This window comes from Actinomadura sp. NAK00032 (assembly GCF_013364275.1).
In the GTDB taxonomy this organism is placed as follows: domain Bacteria; phylum Actinomycetota; class Actinomycetes; order Streptosporangiales; family Streptosporangiaceae; genus Spirillospora.
In genome coordinates, this window is sequence record NZ_CP054932.1 from 4,674,731 (window position 1) to 4,687,825 (window position 13,095).

General features: G+C 76.5%; 17 protein-coding genes. 6 read left to right on the forward strand and 11 right to left on the reverse strand.

Going from position 1 to position 13,095, the window contains the following annotated elements; all coding sequences use genetic code 11:
• Positions 1–58: 58 nt before the first annotated feature.
• Entirely contained in the window at positions 59–715 is a 657-nt protein-coding gene (locus HUT06_RS21685; RefSeq protein ID WP_176197408.1) for a TetR/AcrR family transcriptional regulator, read from the forward strand.
• Between the two features lie 253 nt (positions 716–968).
• On the opposite strand, the gene HUT06_RS21690 is transcribed toward HUT06_RS21685, so the two are convergent.
• The 3 genes from HUT06_RS21690 to HUT06_RS21700 form a co-directional block, all read right to left on the reverse strand.
• A complete protein-coding gene (locus tag HUT06_RS21690) occupies positions 969–1,793 on the reverse strand; it encodes a TrmH family RNA methyltransferase (protein ID WP_176197409.1) in 825 nt (274 codons plus the stop codon).
• 263 nt (positions 1,794–2,056) lie between these two features.
• Positions 2,057–3,577 carry an MFS transporter gene (locus tag HUT06_RS21695; protein WP_176197410.1) on the reverse strand — a complete coding sequence of 507 codons (1,521 nt, stop codon included), beginning with the start codon at positions 3,575–3,577 and terminating at the stop codon, positions 2,057–2,059.
• Between the two features lie 143 nt (positions 3,578–3,720).
• Positions 3,721–4,164: a group II truncated hemoglobin gene (locus tag HUT06_RS21700; RefSeq protein WP_176197411.1), complete on the reverse strand. Its 444-nt coding sequence runs from the start codon at positions 4,162–4,164 to the stop codon at positions 3,721–3,723.
• Positions 4,165–4,343: 179 nt separating this feature from the next.
• Here HUT06_RS21700 and HUT06_RS21705 point away from each other — a divergent pair, with 179 nt between their 5' ends.
• On the forward strand, positions 4,344–4,844 hold the full coding sequence (locus HUT06_RS21705; protein ID WP_176197412.1) for a MarR family winged helix-turn-helix transcriptional regulator: 501 nt from the start codon (positions 4,344–4,346) through the stop codon (positions 4,842–4,844).
• On the opposite strand, the gene HUT06_RS21710 is transcribed toward HUT06_RS21705, so the two are convergent.
• The gene (locus HUT06_RS21710) at positions 4,841–5,818 is read right to left on the reverse strand and encodes a YafY family protein (protein WP_176197413.1); all 978 of its coding nucleotides are present in this window, start codon (positions 5,816–5,818) and stop codon (positions 4,841–4,843) included. The genes HUT06_RS21705 and HUT06_RS21710 overlap by 4 nt on opposite strands.
• Positions 5,819–5,919: 101 nt before the next feature.
• On the opposite strand from HUT06_RS21710, the gene HUT06_RS21715 reads away from it, so the two are divergent.
• Positions 5,920–6,348 carry a VOC family protein gene (locus HUT06_RS21715; protein ID WP_176197414.1) on the forward strand — a complete coding sequence of 143 codons (429 nt, stop codon included), beginning with the start codon at positions 5,920–5,922 and terminating at the stop codon, positions 6,346–6,348.
• A 109-nt stretch (positions 6,349–6,457) separates the two neighbouring features.
• On the forward strand, positions 6,458–7,120 hold the full coding sequence (locus HUT06_RS21720) for a hemerythrin domain-containing protein (RefSeq protein WP_176197415.1): 663 nt from the start codon (positions 6,458–6,460) through the stop codon (positions 7,118–7,120).
• Between the two features lie 48 nt (positions 7,121–7,168).
• Here HUT06_RS21720 and HUT06_RS21725 read toward each other — a convergent pair whose 3' ends face one another.
• From HUT06_RS21725 to HUT06_RS21755, 7 genes are read right to left on the reverse strand one after another with little or no spacing between them, the layout of a single operon-like run.
• A complete protein-coding gene (locus tag HUT06_RS21725) occupies positions 7,169–9,010 on the reverse strand; it encodes a complex I subunit 5 family protein (RefSeq protein WP_217711385.1) in 1,842 nt (613 codons plus the stop codon).
• Complete coding sequence (locus tag HUT06_RS21730; RefSeq protein WP_176197416.1) at positions 9,007–9,360, reverse strand: NADH-quinone oxidoreductase subunit K; 354 nt, start codon at positions 9,358–9,360, stop codon at positions 9,007–9,009. Before HUT06_RS21730 ends, HUT06_RS21725 begins: the two co-directional genes overlap by 4 nt.
• Positions 9,357–10,073, reverse strand: coding sequence for an MnhB domain-containing protein (locus HUT06_RS21735; RefSeq protein ID WP_176197417.1), 717 nt, complete (start codon positions 10,071–10,073; stop codon positions 9,357–9,359). Before HUT06_RS21735 ends, HUT06_RS21730 begins: the two co-directional genes overlap by 4 nt.
• The gene (locus HUT06_RS21740; protein ID WP_254715311.1) at positions 10,070–10,420 is read right to left on the reverse strand and encodes a DUF4040 domain-containing protein; all 351 of its coding nucleotides are present in this window, start codon (positions 10,418–10,420) and stop codon (positions 10,070–10,072) included. The genes HUT06_RS21735 and HUT06_RS21740 overlap by 4 nt, the downstream gene beginning before the upstream one ends.
• Before the next feature lie 6 nt (positions 10,421–10,426).
• Entirely contained in the window at positions 10,427–10,732 is a 306-nt protein-coding gene (locus HUT06_RS21745) for a monovalent cation/H(+) antiporter subunit G (protein ID WP_176197418.1), read from the reverse strand.
• A 26-nt stretch (positions 10,733–10,758) separates the two neighbouring features.
• The gene (locus tag HUT06_RS21750; protein ID WP_217711386.1) at positions 10,759–11,025 is read right to left on the reverse strand and encodes a monovalent cation/H+ antiporter complex subunit F; all 267 of its coding nucleotides are present in this window, start codon (positions 11,023–11,025) and stop codon (positions 10,759–10,761) included.
• Positions 11,022–11,567: a hypothetical protein gene (locus tag HUT06_RS21755; protein WP_176197419.1), complete on the reverse strand. Its 546-nt coding sequence runs from the start codon at positions 11,565–11,567 to the stop codon at positions 11,022–11,024. The genes HUT06_RS21750 and HUT06_RS21755 overlap by 4 nt, the downstream gene beginning before the upstream one ends.
• A gap of 195 nt (positions 11,568–11,762) precedes the next feature.
• Between HUT06_RS21755 and HUT06_RS21760 the strand changes: the two genes are divergently transcribed.
• Both HUT06_RS21760 and HUT06_RS21765 read left to right on the forward strand, forming a co-directional pair.
• Positions 11,763–12,722, forward strand: a complete 960-nt coding sequence (locus HUT06_RS21760) for a TIGR03557 family F420-dependent LLM class oxidoreductase (RefSeq protein ID WP_176197420.1) — start codon at positions 11,763–11,765, stop codon at positions 12,720–12,722.
• Between the two features lie 103 nt (positions 12,723–12,825).
• Entirely contained in the window at positions 12,826–13,029 is a 204-nt protein-coding gene (locus HUT06_RS21765; RefSeq protein ID WP_176197421.1) for a hypothetical protein, read from the forward strand.
• Positions 13,030–13,095 lie beyond the last annotated feature (66 nt).

A 13,095-nucleotide genomic window follows, 5' to 3' on the forward strand; every position in this document is an offset into this window, starting at 1 on the left:
CGTGTACCGAGTCAACTTTTCATCCGGGATCAAATTTCGTCCTGGTAAAGTCGAGGCCATGGCCGAACCCATGGGACTGCGCGAGCGCAAGAAGCGGGACACCGCGCTGCGGATCTGGCGGATCGCCATCGGCCTGTTCATCGAGCGAGGCTTCGACAAGGTGTCGGTGGCGGAGATCGCCGACGCCGCGGACGTCTCGAAGATGACGGTCTTCAACTACTACGGCACCAAGGAAGACCTGGTCTTCAAACCCATGGAGGAGCACACCGGCGACCTGGCCCGCGCCGTTCGCGAGCGGCCGCCGGGGGAGTCCGCCGTGGCTGCCGTGCACGGGCAGTTCCTCGAGCATCTGGCGGCTCGCGACGCGTCGATCGGGATGAGCCCCGACCCGCTGAACCTGCGTGTCCGCGAACTGATCCTGGCGACACCGTCGCTGCTGGCCCGAACCTACGCCTGGAACGCCAGGGGCACGCGCCTGCTCGCGGACGAACTCATCGCCGAGGCGGGCCCGGAACGGGGAAGCGCGGACGAGGCGCTCGCGCACTGCGCGGCCATGCAGATCGCCGGAGCCCGCATCTCCCTCTACGAGGAGATCCACCGGCGCCGGAGCGAGGGCGAGAGCGTCGACGACATCTACCCGACCATGGTCGCGCTCGCGCGGGAGGTCTTCGGTCTGGTGGAGAACGGGCTGGGCGGATACGCGGTCCGTCACTAGCGGCCGAGGAGCGGGGCGGCACGCCGCGCGACGGTCATGGCCGATCGGGGTTCGAATCGAGGACGCGGGCGAGCAGCGCCGCGAGGCGGTCGCGCTCGGCGGCCGAGAGGGCGTTGAGCAGGTCGTCCTGGACCTTGGAGTCGGCGCGATCGCGGTCAGCGGGGGCATGCCGGAGCAGGACGACGAGTGCGCCGACGTCGGGATCGCGCTGGTCGGGGCGGTCGGGGCCTGGCCGTTGCCCGTCCGGTGCGGGTCAGGGGCGGTGGAGGCGCTGGCGGACGGCCTCGTAGAGGGCGACCGTGGCGGCGCCGGCGGCGTTGAGGGAGCTGGCGGCGCCGCCGATCGGGATCCGCGCCATGGTGTCGCAGCCCTCGCGCCAGCCCGCGCTGAGCCCGGCGGTCTCGTTGCCGATCACCAGCAGCACCGGGCCCGTCAGGTCCACCTCGGCGATGTCGGCGGGGCCGTTCTCGTCGGTGCCGACCACGGTGAGGGGGCGTCCGGCCGCCCGTTCCCGCGCCGCCCAGTCCAGCACCTCGCGGTGGGAGCGGACGCGGACCACCGGCACCGCCAGCAGCGACCCGGTGGAGGCGCGCACCGCCTTGGGGTCGTAGGGGTCGGCGGCGTGCCCGGTGACGATCAGCCCGGCGCCGCCGAACGCGTCCAGCGACCGCACCATCGTGCCGATGTTGCCGGGCCCGGACGGGCGGTCGAACACCGCGCCCAGGAACGACGGCCCCACCGCGATCCGCGACAGGTCGTCGCCCGGCAGCGCCACCACCGCCACCAGTTCGGGGACGTCCTGGTCCTTGCCGCTCAGCTCCCGCAGAAGGTCGGGCGCCATGGCCACCCGCTCGGCGCCGGCGCGCTCCAGCATGCCGTTCGCCCACCGCGACAGCGGCCGCTCGGCGTCGTAGATCAGCGCCCGCACCGGCCAGCCGCGCTCCACCGCCAGGGTGATCGGCCGGACGCCCTGGACGAGGAATTCCCCCGCCCGCTGCCGCTTGGTCCGGTTCCGCAGCAGCGCCTCCCACTGCTGGAACCGCGCGTTGGGTCGCGAGACCCGAAGCACACCCCCCACGAACGCTCCAGTCCTCGCATCCCGCCGGCGAACGCCCCAGTGTCCCACACGCCGCGGGGCCGTGGACGAACCCGCCGCCGGGACCGCCGCAGGGACGGTGGCGGCGATAGACCGCGGCGCAGCTGTCCGAGCGCTACGAGCGCGTGCGGGTGTGCCCGGGTGTCCGGCGGGAGCTCCGGCTGCGCGCGGTCTCGATGGGACGCGGCCAGCCCGGTGCGGGTTTGCGCACCGGGCGGGCCGCGTCCCATCGAGACCGCGGCCTCTCAGCCGCGGGTGGGCGCGGGCTCCTCCTTCCGGGGTCCGCTCGGCCGTGCGCGCCGCGTGATGAGCAGCAGGCCGGTGAGGCACGCGGCGGCCAGCAGGACGGCGAACGCGACCGTCAGGGCGGTGGTGTAGCCGTGCACCACGGCCGCGTCCGGCCGGGGGTGCGGGCGCGAGGCCAGGTAGGCCGCGGTCGCGGAGGCGGCCAGGGTGTTGAGCAGGGCGGTGCCGAGGGCGGCGCCCAGCTGCTGGGCGGCGTTGTAGGCGGCGGACGCGGCTCCGATGTCGTGCCCGCGCATGCCCTCGGTGGCCAGGCCGGCGGTCGGCGGCATGACGCAGCCGAGGCCGAGCCCGGTGAGGACGAGCGCGGGGAGCAGGTAGAGGCCGAGGACGTCCGCGGCCCCGGCCGACAGGCGGGTCAGGACGAGCATCCCGGCGGCGGCGGTGAGCAGGCCCGGCACGATCAGCGCGGCGGGCTGGACGCGGCCGTGCAGTCTCCCGGCGATGAGCACCGACCCGGCCAGCGTGGCCAGCGCGTTGACGATCAGTGTCAGGCCGGCCTGGACCGGCGAGTAGCCCAGCACCGTCTGGGTGTAGTAGCTCATGAACAGGTAGAAGCCGAACATCGCCGCGAACATCAGGGTGATGGCGCAGAACGCGGCGGCGCGGGCGCGGTGCAGCAGGATCCGCATCGGCAGCAGCGGGTGCGCCGCGCGGGTCTCGACGGCGACGAACGCGGCCAGCAGCAGGAGGCCGCCGGCCAGGAGTGCCCGCACCTCGGCCGAGCCCCATCCGAGGGGTTCGGCGCGGGTGAACGCGTACACCAGCGCGGCGAATCCGGTGAGGCTGAGCAGCGCGCCGGCGACGTCGAGGCGGCCCCGGCCGGCGACGGGCCGGTCGGCGGGTACCAGCGTCGTGCCGAGCACGGCGAGCAGGGTGATGGGCACGTTGATGTACAGGCACCACCGCCAGGTGGCGTACTCGGTCAGCAGCCCTCCGGCGATCAGGCCGACCGCCGAGCCGGCGGCGCCGACCGCGGCGAAGACCCCGAACGCCCGGCCGCGTTCGCGGGCGCCGGTGAAGGTGAGGGCCAGCAGCGACAGGCCGGCGGGGGCGAGGGCGGCGGCGAAGGCCCCTTGCAGGGCCCGCGCCGCGAACAGCATCGCCGGGCCGGTCGCGGCGCCGCCCAGCGCGGACGACGCGGCGAAGCCGGCGAGCCCGATCAGGAACGTGCGCCGGTGGCCGACCGCGCCGCTGACCCTGCCGCCGATCAGCAGCAGCCCGCCGAAGGCGAGCGCGTAGGCGGTGATCGCCCACTGCCGGTTCGCGTCCGACATCCCGAGCGCGTGCTGCGCGGACGGCAGCGCGATGTTCACGATAGTCCCGTCCAGGACCACCAGCAGCTGCGCCGCGCTCACCACCGCCAGCGTCCACCACCGGCGCTTGTGCGCGTGCCCCGGCCCGTCGCCGGGCGCCGTGCCGGCACCCTGCCCCACCTGCGGTTCGTTCTCTGCGACATCCATGGCTTCAAGTGTTTCGTTGAAGCCGTCCCGGAGACTTGGCGCCGCTCACGCCCCCGGCCATCAGGGCCGGGCGGGCGGCGACCTTCAACCCGCCGTTCAACCCGCCGTTCAACCTGCGGGCACCGGCGCCCGGTCTTCGGGGGTCAGGGGGCGGGCCAGTCCCAGTGGGGGACCTCGCGCAGGGGGTGCAGTTCGTCGTCGGTCGCGGCGTTGGAGTTCTGCTTGGCGACTTCGGAGCCGAACTCCACGTGCTCGCGCAGCGCCCGGCGGAACGGGGCGTCGGCGGGGAGCCCGGCGGCGTCGGCGGCGGCCATGTACAGCTCGACGAACCGGACGCGCTGCTCCTCGGTGATCCTCAGGTGGCGGTGCACGTCGATGAGGTGCGCGAAGCCGCCCATCTCGCGGGTGAAGGCGTCCGGGCCGCCGAAGGTCTCGGCGGTGAAGGCGGTCAGGTGGTCGACGTGGGTCGGGCGGCCCTCGCCGAACAGCGGCTGGAGCAGGTCGTCGGCCAGGACGGAGGCGTAGAACAGGCCGATGAACCTGCGGAGGCCCTCGTCGCCGCCGGCGTGCTCGTACAGCGTCTCCATGACAGGGCCTCCATGATTACACCATTACTGGTTGACAGCGGCCGGTGCCTCCGTTTATCCCAGCGCGCCGCCGGGGCTGTCGAGGGCGCGTGCCGGTTGTGGCCACCCGCGCGCCGGTGTTCCACGATTGATAATCTCAACGTTGAGAGAACTCGGGTCGCAGAACGCGGGGAGGGGCCGTGGCGGACGCGGTGGACGCGATCCTGGCGCAGTGGGCGCGCGAGCGGCCCGACGTGGACGCGTCCCCGATGGGCGTCATCGGGCGGATCTCGCGCGCGGAGCTGCTGCTGGGCCGGGAGCTGAAGCGGTTCTTCGCCGAGCGGGGCCTGGAGAGCTGGGAGTTCGACGTCCTGGCGACGCTGCGCCGGCACGGCGCCCCCTACGAGCTGACGGCGGGGGAGCTGCTGACCGCGGCGATGGTGACCTCCGGGGCGATCACCAACCGGATCGACCGGCTGGAGGCCAAGGGCCTGGTCGAGCGGATCCGCGACACCGGCGACCGCCGGTCGGTGCTGATCCGGCTGACGCCCCGCGGCCTGGAGACCGTGGAGGGGCTGGTGGCCGAGCACGCCGCCAACGAGGACCGGCTGCTGGCCGCGCTGGACCCCGCCGAGCGGGCGCGGCTGGCGTCGGCGCTGCGCACGCTGCTGGAGTCGCTCGGCGACACCTCACCCGGCTAGGACGGGAAGTCACGGACGGCGCGGGAGACGCGGGCGGCGACGGCGGCCAGCTCCCCGGCCAGCTCGGGCGGGTCGAGCAGGGTGTAGTCGACCGGCAGCAGCGCCACGCGGTGGGCCAGGAACCGCAGCGAGTCGCCGCGGGTGTGCAGCACGCAGGCCCCGTCGCCGGCCGGTTCCAGGACGCCGTGCCAGGCGGTGACGTGCCCGGCGGCCTCGGCGAGGGGGACGTGCAGCAGCAGCCGCGCCCGGATCTGCCCGGACCCGCCGGCCAGGGCGTCCATCGTCCAGGAGACGGCGTCGGCGCCGCCGGGCAGCTCGCGGGCGGGGCCGCGGACCCCGGTGCGGTGCGGCCCGGTGATGCGGTCGGCGCGGAAGGTCCGCCAGGCGCCGCGGTCCTCGTCGTGGGCGAGCAGGTACCAGCGGCGCCCGGCGGCGACGAGGCGGTGCGGCTGCGCCAGCCGCCGGGTGGCGGCGCCGCCGGCGGCGGTGTAGGTGAAGCGGACGTGCTCGCGGGCGGCGCAGGCGGCGGCGAGCAGGGCCAGCACGGCGGGGTCGGCGGGCGGCGGGCCGCCGCCCTGCGGCGGAAGCGCCACCGCGGCCGCGGAGAGCGCGGCGACGCGGGGCCGCAGCCGGCGGGGGAGGACCTGCTCGAGTTTGGCCAGGGCGCGCAGCGAGGTGTCCTCGACGCCGGCGACGGCACCGCCGGCGGCGGTGCGCAGCGCGATCGCCACGGCGGTGGCCTCGTCGTCGTCCAGCAGCAGCGGCGGCATGGCGGTGCCGGCGGTGAGCCGGTACCCGCCGGCGGCGCCGCGCGCGGCCCGCACGGGGTAGCCCAGCTCGCGGAGCCGGTCGATGTCGCGGCGGACGGTGCGGGGCGTGACGCCGAGCCGCCCGGCGAGCTCGGGGCCGGGCCACTCGCGGGGCGTCTGGAGCAGGGACAGCAGCCGCAGCAGCCGCCCGGACGGATCGCGCATGTCCCCATCCTGCCGCCCAAAGCGGACGTTCAATGACCTGATGGCGGTTTAGCGTCGGTACCGAGGCCGGGAGGTTCCCGGGTCTCGGACGGAGGAGCGTCATGCTGCGCGGATTCGCCACCATCAACCTGTGGGCCGACGACCTGGAGGCCGCCAAGGACTGGTACGCCGAACTGCTGGGCGTCCAGCCCTACTTCAGCGTCCCGGGGCCCGACGGCCGCGCCGGCTACTACGAGTTCCGGACGGGGGACTACCAGCACGAGCTGGGCCTGGTCGACGCCCGGTTCCGCCCCGGCGGCCCCGCGGCGGCCGGGCCGGGCGGGGCGATCATGTACTGGCACGTCGACGACCTGGAGGCGGCCGTGGCGCGGCTGCTGGCGATGGGCGCCCGCGAGCACGAGAAGATCACCGAGCGCGGCTCGGGGACGGGGTTCGTGACCGCGTCGGTCGTCGACCCGTTCGGCAACGTGCTCGGCGTGATGACCAACCCGCACTACCTGGAGGTCCTGGCCGCCGCCGAGCCGCGCTGACCGCGCCCCCCGCGTCCCCCGCCTCCGGGTGGTCCCGCACGGTTGTGAGGTGCGTCTCTTCCGCGCCGGAAGATGTCACGTCCGCGGGCGCGGGACCCCTCATATGTGCATGGGAGTTTTCGCGGTCGGGACGCGCGACACCACGTGCCGCACCCTCCTGTACGCCGCGCACGCCGCGTTCCGCCGGGACCTGGACCGGCTCGCGGCGGCGGTGGCGGCGGGCAAGGGCGGCGCCGCGCATGTGCGCGCGGGCTGGGACAACCTCACCCAGCAACTGGACATGCACCACGAACTGGAGGACCGGACGCTGTGGCCGCGGGTGGAGCGCGCGGTGGCCGGGCGCCCGGCGGAGCTGGCGGTGCTGGCGGAGATCCGCGCCGAGCGCGCCCGGCTCGGGCCGCTGATCGCCGGCGTCAACACGGCACTCGCCGCCGCCCACACCGGCCGCGCCACCACCGGCACCGCCGGTGGTGGCGCGGTGGCGGCGGTGCGGGCGCTGCGGGAGGCGCTGGACGCGCATCTGCGGCACGAGGAGGCGACCGTGCTGCCGCTGGCGGAGTCGGTGCTGGAGGCCGGGCAGTGGCGGGCGCTGGCCGACGAGGCCGCCCGGCGCTGCGCACCGGGCGCGGCGCTGTTCGTCCCGTGGGTGGTGGACGGGATCGCGCCGGTGGACCGGTCGCGGTTCCTGACGGCGCTGCCCGGCCCGGTCCGCGACCGCAACCGCGTGGTGTGGGAGCCCCGCTACCGCAAGCGCCGCCTGTGGAGCACCTGACCGCCGGCGCGCGGGTCGCCGGGGGCGCGGGTCATCGGGGAGCGCGGGTCACCAGGGGAGGGTGAGCAGCGCCAGGACGGCGACGCCGGCGGTGAGCCAGGCGGCGTAGTCGCCGACGTGGCCCGAGTGCAGCGCGTGCAGCCGCGCGGCGACCGCGCCCCACCACCGCCCCGCCCGGTCCTGCCGGTCTCGGTCCTGGCGGGGCGCGGACCGGTCGGGGGTGCGGCGGCGGACGCCCGCCGCGGCGACCGCCACCGCCGCGGCCAGCGCGACGGCGGACCCGGCCAGGCCCGCGGCGGTCCACGGGTCGGCGGGCACCGCGTCCGGGTGCGCGGCGCGCCCGTCCAGCACGAGCGCGGCGTAGCCGCCGCGGTCGGCGAACGCGTGCGCGGCGGCGGCGACCGCGCCGCCGGGCAGCAGCCCCGCCAGCAGCCCGGCGGCCAGCAGCGCGGCCCCCGGCCCGAGCATCGTCCACGGCACCGACCGCAGCCCGCCGGGCGTCTCGGGGTCCTCGTGCCCGCCCGACCCGGCCTCCTGCTCGGTGGGCGTGCCGCGCCACACCGTCAGCCACACCCGCAGCACCGCGCCGGCGGTGAGCGCGGACGCGGCGGCCGACAGCGGCGGATACCACCACCAGCCCAGCTCCAGCACGGCGTGCTCGGTGACGGCGTGCCCGGCGAACAGCCCGGACGGCGGCAGGCCCGCCAGGCACAGCGCCCCGACCAGGAACACCGCTCCGGTGAAGGGCATGCCGCGGCCGCGGCCGCGCAGCTCGCGGGCGTCGATGCTCCCGTGCCGGTTCAGCAGCACCCCGGCGGCCACGAACAGCGCGCCCTTCACCCCCGCGTGCCCGGCCAGGGAGTAGGCGGCGCCGCCGAGCGCGGCGGGGGTCCCGGCGGCGGCGCCGACCAGCAGCAGCCCGACATGGCTGATGGTGGAGTAGGCCAGCAGCCGCTTGACGTGGTGCTGCAGCAGGCACATCACGGCGCCGAGCAGCGCGGCGGCGGCGCCCAGGACGGCGATGCCGCGCAGCGGGACGAGCCCGGCGAACACCGCCCAGTACGTCCGCGCCACCCCGTACACGCCGAGTTCCACCATGACGCCGGAGAACAGCACGCACACCGGGGTGGGCGCGACGGCGTGGGCGTCGGCGAGCCAGAAGTGGAAGGGGACGGCGGCGGCCTTGACCAGGTAGCCGGTGCACACCAGCACGAACGCGGCGGTGACGAGCGCGCCGCCCGAGCCGCCCGGGCCGCCCGAGCCCGCCCCCGTGTCGCCGCCGGGCAGGTGCCGTCCGATGGCGGCGAGGCCGAGCTGCCCGGTGCGCCCGTACAGCAGCGCGATCCCGGCCAGGGACAGGTAGGCGCCGATGGACTGGACGACCCCGAAGTTCAGGGCGCCGTGCACGGTCGCGGGCTCCTCGGCCCGGTATCCGGTGAGCGCGAACGCGACCACGCTCATCAGCTCGAAGAACACGAACGCGTCGAACAGGTCCCCGGTGTAGACGAACCCGCACATCGACGCCAGGAACAGCAGCACCAGCGCGTGGAAGATCGCCTGGATCTCGGTGAAGTACCGCCAGGAGAACGCCAGCGCGGCCAGGGTGAGCGCGGCGGTGACGCAGGCCAGCCCGGCGGCGAGGGGGTCGGCGACCAGGGGGATGCCGACGCCGGTGCCGGGTCCCCAGCCGCCCAGCCAGGCGACCTGGGCGCCGCCGCCGGAGCGGGCGAGGGTGAGCGCGGTCAGGGCGGTGACGGCGGCCGCGGCGGCCAGCGCGGCCGCGTCGACGGCGGGCCGGGGCAGCCACCGCCCGGCCCCGGCCAGCACCGCCGCGGCCAGCACCGGCAGCGCGACGGCGGCCTGCAGCGCGACCGCGGTGGAGGGGATCACGATTCCAGCGAGCGCAGCGCGTCGGGGTCCAGGGTGCCGCGCCGCTTGGCGACCTGCACGGCCAGGGCGAGCAGCAGCGCGGTGGCGGTGGCGCCGACGACGATGTCGGTGAGCGCCATGGCCTGCACGACGGGGTCGGTGACGGGCGGCCCGGCGGGCGGCGGGGGCCGGTCGAAGAACACCGGCGCGGTGGCGCCGTAGCGGTGCCCGATGGCCAGCAGCAGCACGTAGGTGCCGGACTGGGTGACCGACAGGCACACCACGGCGTGGATCAGGTCGCGGCTGGTGACGATCCCGTACACGCCGGCGAGCATGATCCATCCGGCGGTCAGGTAGGGCAGGACGCTCACGCGGGCCCCTCCCGCGTCCGGGCGGTGCCGTGCACGAGCAGCGCCTGGTCGAAGAACGTGGCGACGAGCACGACCAGGGCGCAGCCGACCTCGGCGCCGACGGCGCCGTTGAGGGCGGGGACGCGGCCGGTCGCGGCCTGCCCGGCGGCGGCCAGGGCCAGCAGCGTGAACGCGGCGGCCGCCGCGGCCTCGGCGGACTCCAGTGGCGCGACCGGGCGCAGCCGCCGCAGCGCCGGGTAGTCGCCGGCCAGGTAGAGCAGGTGGACGGCGGTGCCGAGGACGACGCCGCCCTGGAATCCGCCGCCGGGGGACTGGTGGCCGTGCGCGACGATGTAGACGCCGGCGACCAGGGTGAGGGGCAGCAGCAGGCACCCGGTGAGGCGCAGCGCGTCGGGGACCTCGGCGGGCCCGTGCCGGTGCGCGGCGCCGGCGTCGCGGTGCTCCCCGGCGACGGTGCGCAGCAGCACGACGGCGCCGAGCGCCGCCGCCAGCAGGATCAGCTCCTCGCCGAGGGTGTCGAAGGCGCGCTGGTCGAAGGTGACCGACGCGACGGCGTTGGGGGTGCCCTGCCGGACGGCCTCCCGGACGGCGCGGTCGGCGTAGGGGTGCACCGCGCCGCCGAACGCGGGCAGGCCGAGCACCCCGGCGGTGAACAGCGCGAAGGTCCCGGCGGCGCCGGCGGCGAACAGCGGGAGGCGGGCGCGGGGCGTCACCGGCGCGCCTCCCGCCCGCCCCCGGCCCCCTCACCGCCGCCGCCGTGGCCGTGGCGGTCTCGGTGGTCGTCGCGGTGGTGGCGGCGGGCGGCGTGCAGGGCCAGCACGACGATGAGCGGCAGCAGGACCGTCCCGACGCCCAGCTGCGACATCGCGACGTCGGGCGCCTGCAGGATCAGGAACAGCAGCCCCAGCGTCGTCCCGTACCCCGACAGTACGATCGCCTGCCGGACGGGGTCGCGGGTCAGCACGACGGCGGTGGCCATGGCGGCGGTCAGTGCGAGCGCGGCGGCGATGAGCGCGTCGGCGAGCGGTCCCGACAGCGCGTCCGCGGCGGCGGTGGTCACGGCGGTTCACTCCCTTCCTCCGGCGGCGCGCCCGGTGGCGCGTTCGGCGGCCTGCCCGGCGGTGATGACGGCGGGCGGCCCGGTCGCGGTCAGCAGCACGGCGATGGCGGCGAGCTTGGCGACGTCGTGCCAGGACGACCAGGGCCGCAGCGCCACCCCGGCGACCAGCAGCGGCGCGGCCAGCGCGGTGACGGGCGCGACGGCGTGCAGCCGCGCCGCGGCGCCGCGGGTGAGGGGCAGCCGCAGCGCGGCGGCCACGGCGACGGCGACGCCGGCCCAGGTCAGCGCGTCGGCGAGCAGGTCCAGGCTCATCACGGCTCCGAGGGGCTCACGGGGGCTCACAGGGTGCGGTTCAGGAACCGGGCGAACACCAGCGACCCGGCGAACGACAGCAGGGCCAGCACCAGCGCCACGTCCAGGTAGGCGGGGCGGCCGTAGGCGGCGGCCAGCAGCACCAGCACGAGGGTGACCATCGGCCCGGTCACGATGAGCCCGGCGAGCCGCGTCGCGGGACGTCCGCGCAGCATGGCCGGCAGCGCCGGCGCGAGACCGCCGAGCATGAGCACCAGCGCGGGGACCGCGGTGCCGGCCGCGCCGCCCGTCACGGCGCGCCGCCGTCGCGTCCGGGCCCGAGGAGCCCGGACGCGCGCAGGCTCCGCTCGAACGGGGACGGCCCGCGCGCGAGGCGGTGCACGCGCACCAGGCCGTGCTCGGGGTCGATACCGCCGACGTAGGAGGCGGGGGAGGCCGACAGCAGCAGCGTGGCGGCGCCGAGCCCGGCGGGCCCGGGCGCGGCGGGCAGCCGCGTCCAGTGCCCGCCGGACGCGCCGCGCACGGTGATCCGGGCGGTGTCGGCGGCGATCTGGACGGGCAGCCGCGCCAGCGCCGCCGCGACGGGCCCCGCCGCCGGGACGGCGCGCGGGCCCCGCTCGCCGCCGGTGAGCACGCCGCCGGTGAGCAGGGCGCGGCGGGCGGCGACCGCCGCGGCGGCGCCGGCCGCGGCCGCCGCCGCTCCGACCGCGATCTCCGTCGCGGAGATCGCCGGCGCCAGCCCGAGGTAGGCCGCCAGCAGCGCCGTCCACCAGCCGAGCGGCTCGGCGGCCCGGCGGGCGCCGCCGGTCGCATGGGGGAGTGTTGGGGCGGACATGACCTCCGCCATACCCGGACCGACGATTCCAACCGTCCGCCCACCCACCTGCCCCGACCACCGGCCCCGACCACGGGCCCCGCCCGCCTGCCCCGGCGCCCGGCCGCGGGCGGCGCCGATGTTTGGCGGGTTCCGCCGGGGTAGGGCGCGCTAGGCGCAGGCACGGCGAATCCCAGCGGCACGGGGGAGGCGTGGATGACCAGGTACGGGTACTTCCTGTCGACCGAGGAGCACGAGCCCGCCGAGCTGATCCGGCAGGCGCGGGCGGCCGAGGAGGCCGGGTTCGAGGCCCTGTGGATCTCCGACCACTTCCACCCGTGGCTGGACGAGCAGGGCCAGGCGCCGTTCGCGTGGTCGGTGATCGGCGCCCTGTCGCAGGTGACGTCGCTGCCGATCGGGACCGCGGTGACGTGCCCGCTGGTGCGCACCCACCCGGCGATCGTCGCGCAGGCGGCGGCGACGAGCGCGGTGCTGACCGGCGGCCGGTTCACCCTCGGCGTCGGGACGGGCGAGTTCCTCAACGAGCACATCCTGGACTCGCGGTGGCCGCCCGCCGCCGAGCGGCTGGAGATGCTGGAGGAGGCCGTCGAGCTGATCCGGCGGCTGTTCACCGGCACGCTCGTCACCCACCGCGGCGAGCACTACCGCCTCGACACCGCGCGGCTGTACACGCTGCCGGACCGGCCGCCCCCGATCCACATGTCCGGGTTCGGCACCAAGGCCGCGACGCTGGCCGGGCGGCTGGCCGACGGTTTCATCTGCATGATGCCCGACGCCGACCTGGTGAAGGTGTTCCGCCACGGCGGCGGCGAGGGCAAACCGGTGCAGGGCGGCCTCAAGGCGTGCTGGGGACCCGACGAGGCCGAGGCACGCGAGACCGCCCGCCGGATCTGGGGCAGCGACTACCTGCCCGGCGAGGCCAACCAGCTGCTGCCGCTGCCGCGGCAGTTCCGGCAGCTGACGCAGCTGGTCACCGACGACATGGTGGCCGAGGCCGTGCCGTGCGGCCCCGACCCGGCGGTGCACGAGCGGGCCCTGCGCGCCTACGCCGACGCCGGCTACGACGACGTGTTCGTGTCGCAGATCGGGCCCCGCGCCGACGGTTTCTTCGAGTTCTACGCCGGCGAGGTGCTGCCGCGGCTGCGCGGCGGCTGACCCCGCCGGCCCCGTCGCGGACACCCGCGACCACTGCCCATCATCCCCGAAGGAAGGACGGACGATGCAAACCCCCTCGGTTCCCGGGAACGGGTCCGGACAGGTGAGCGAGAACGCGGCCCGGACCGGCGGGAACGCCGCCGGCGCCACCGCGCACGCCGCGGCGCGGCCGGTGACGGCGCTGCCCGGCCGCGCGAAGGCGCTGGCCAGGCTGGTGACGCTGCGGCGGTTCCTGCGCGCGGCGCCGCTCGCGGCGGCCGCCGTCGCCGGCGTGGCCGTCGGGCGCCTCACCGCCAGGAGGCGCTGACCCTCCCGCCACCCGCCACCGGCCCCTACTGGACGCCCCCGGGCAGGCCCCGGGGGCGTCCGCACG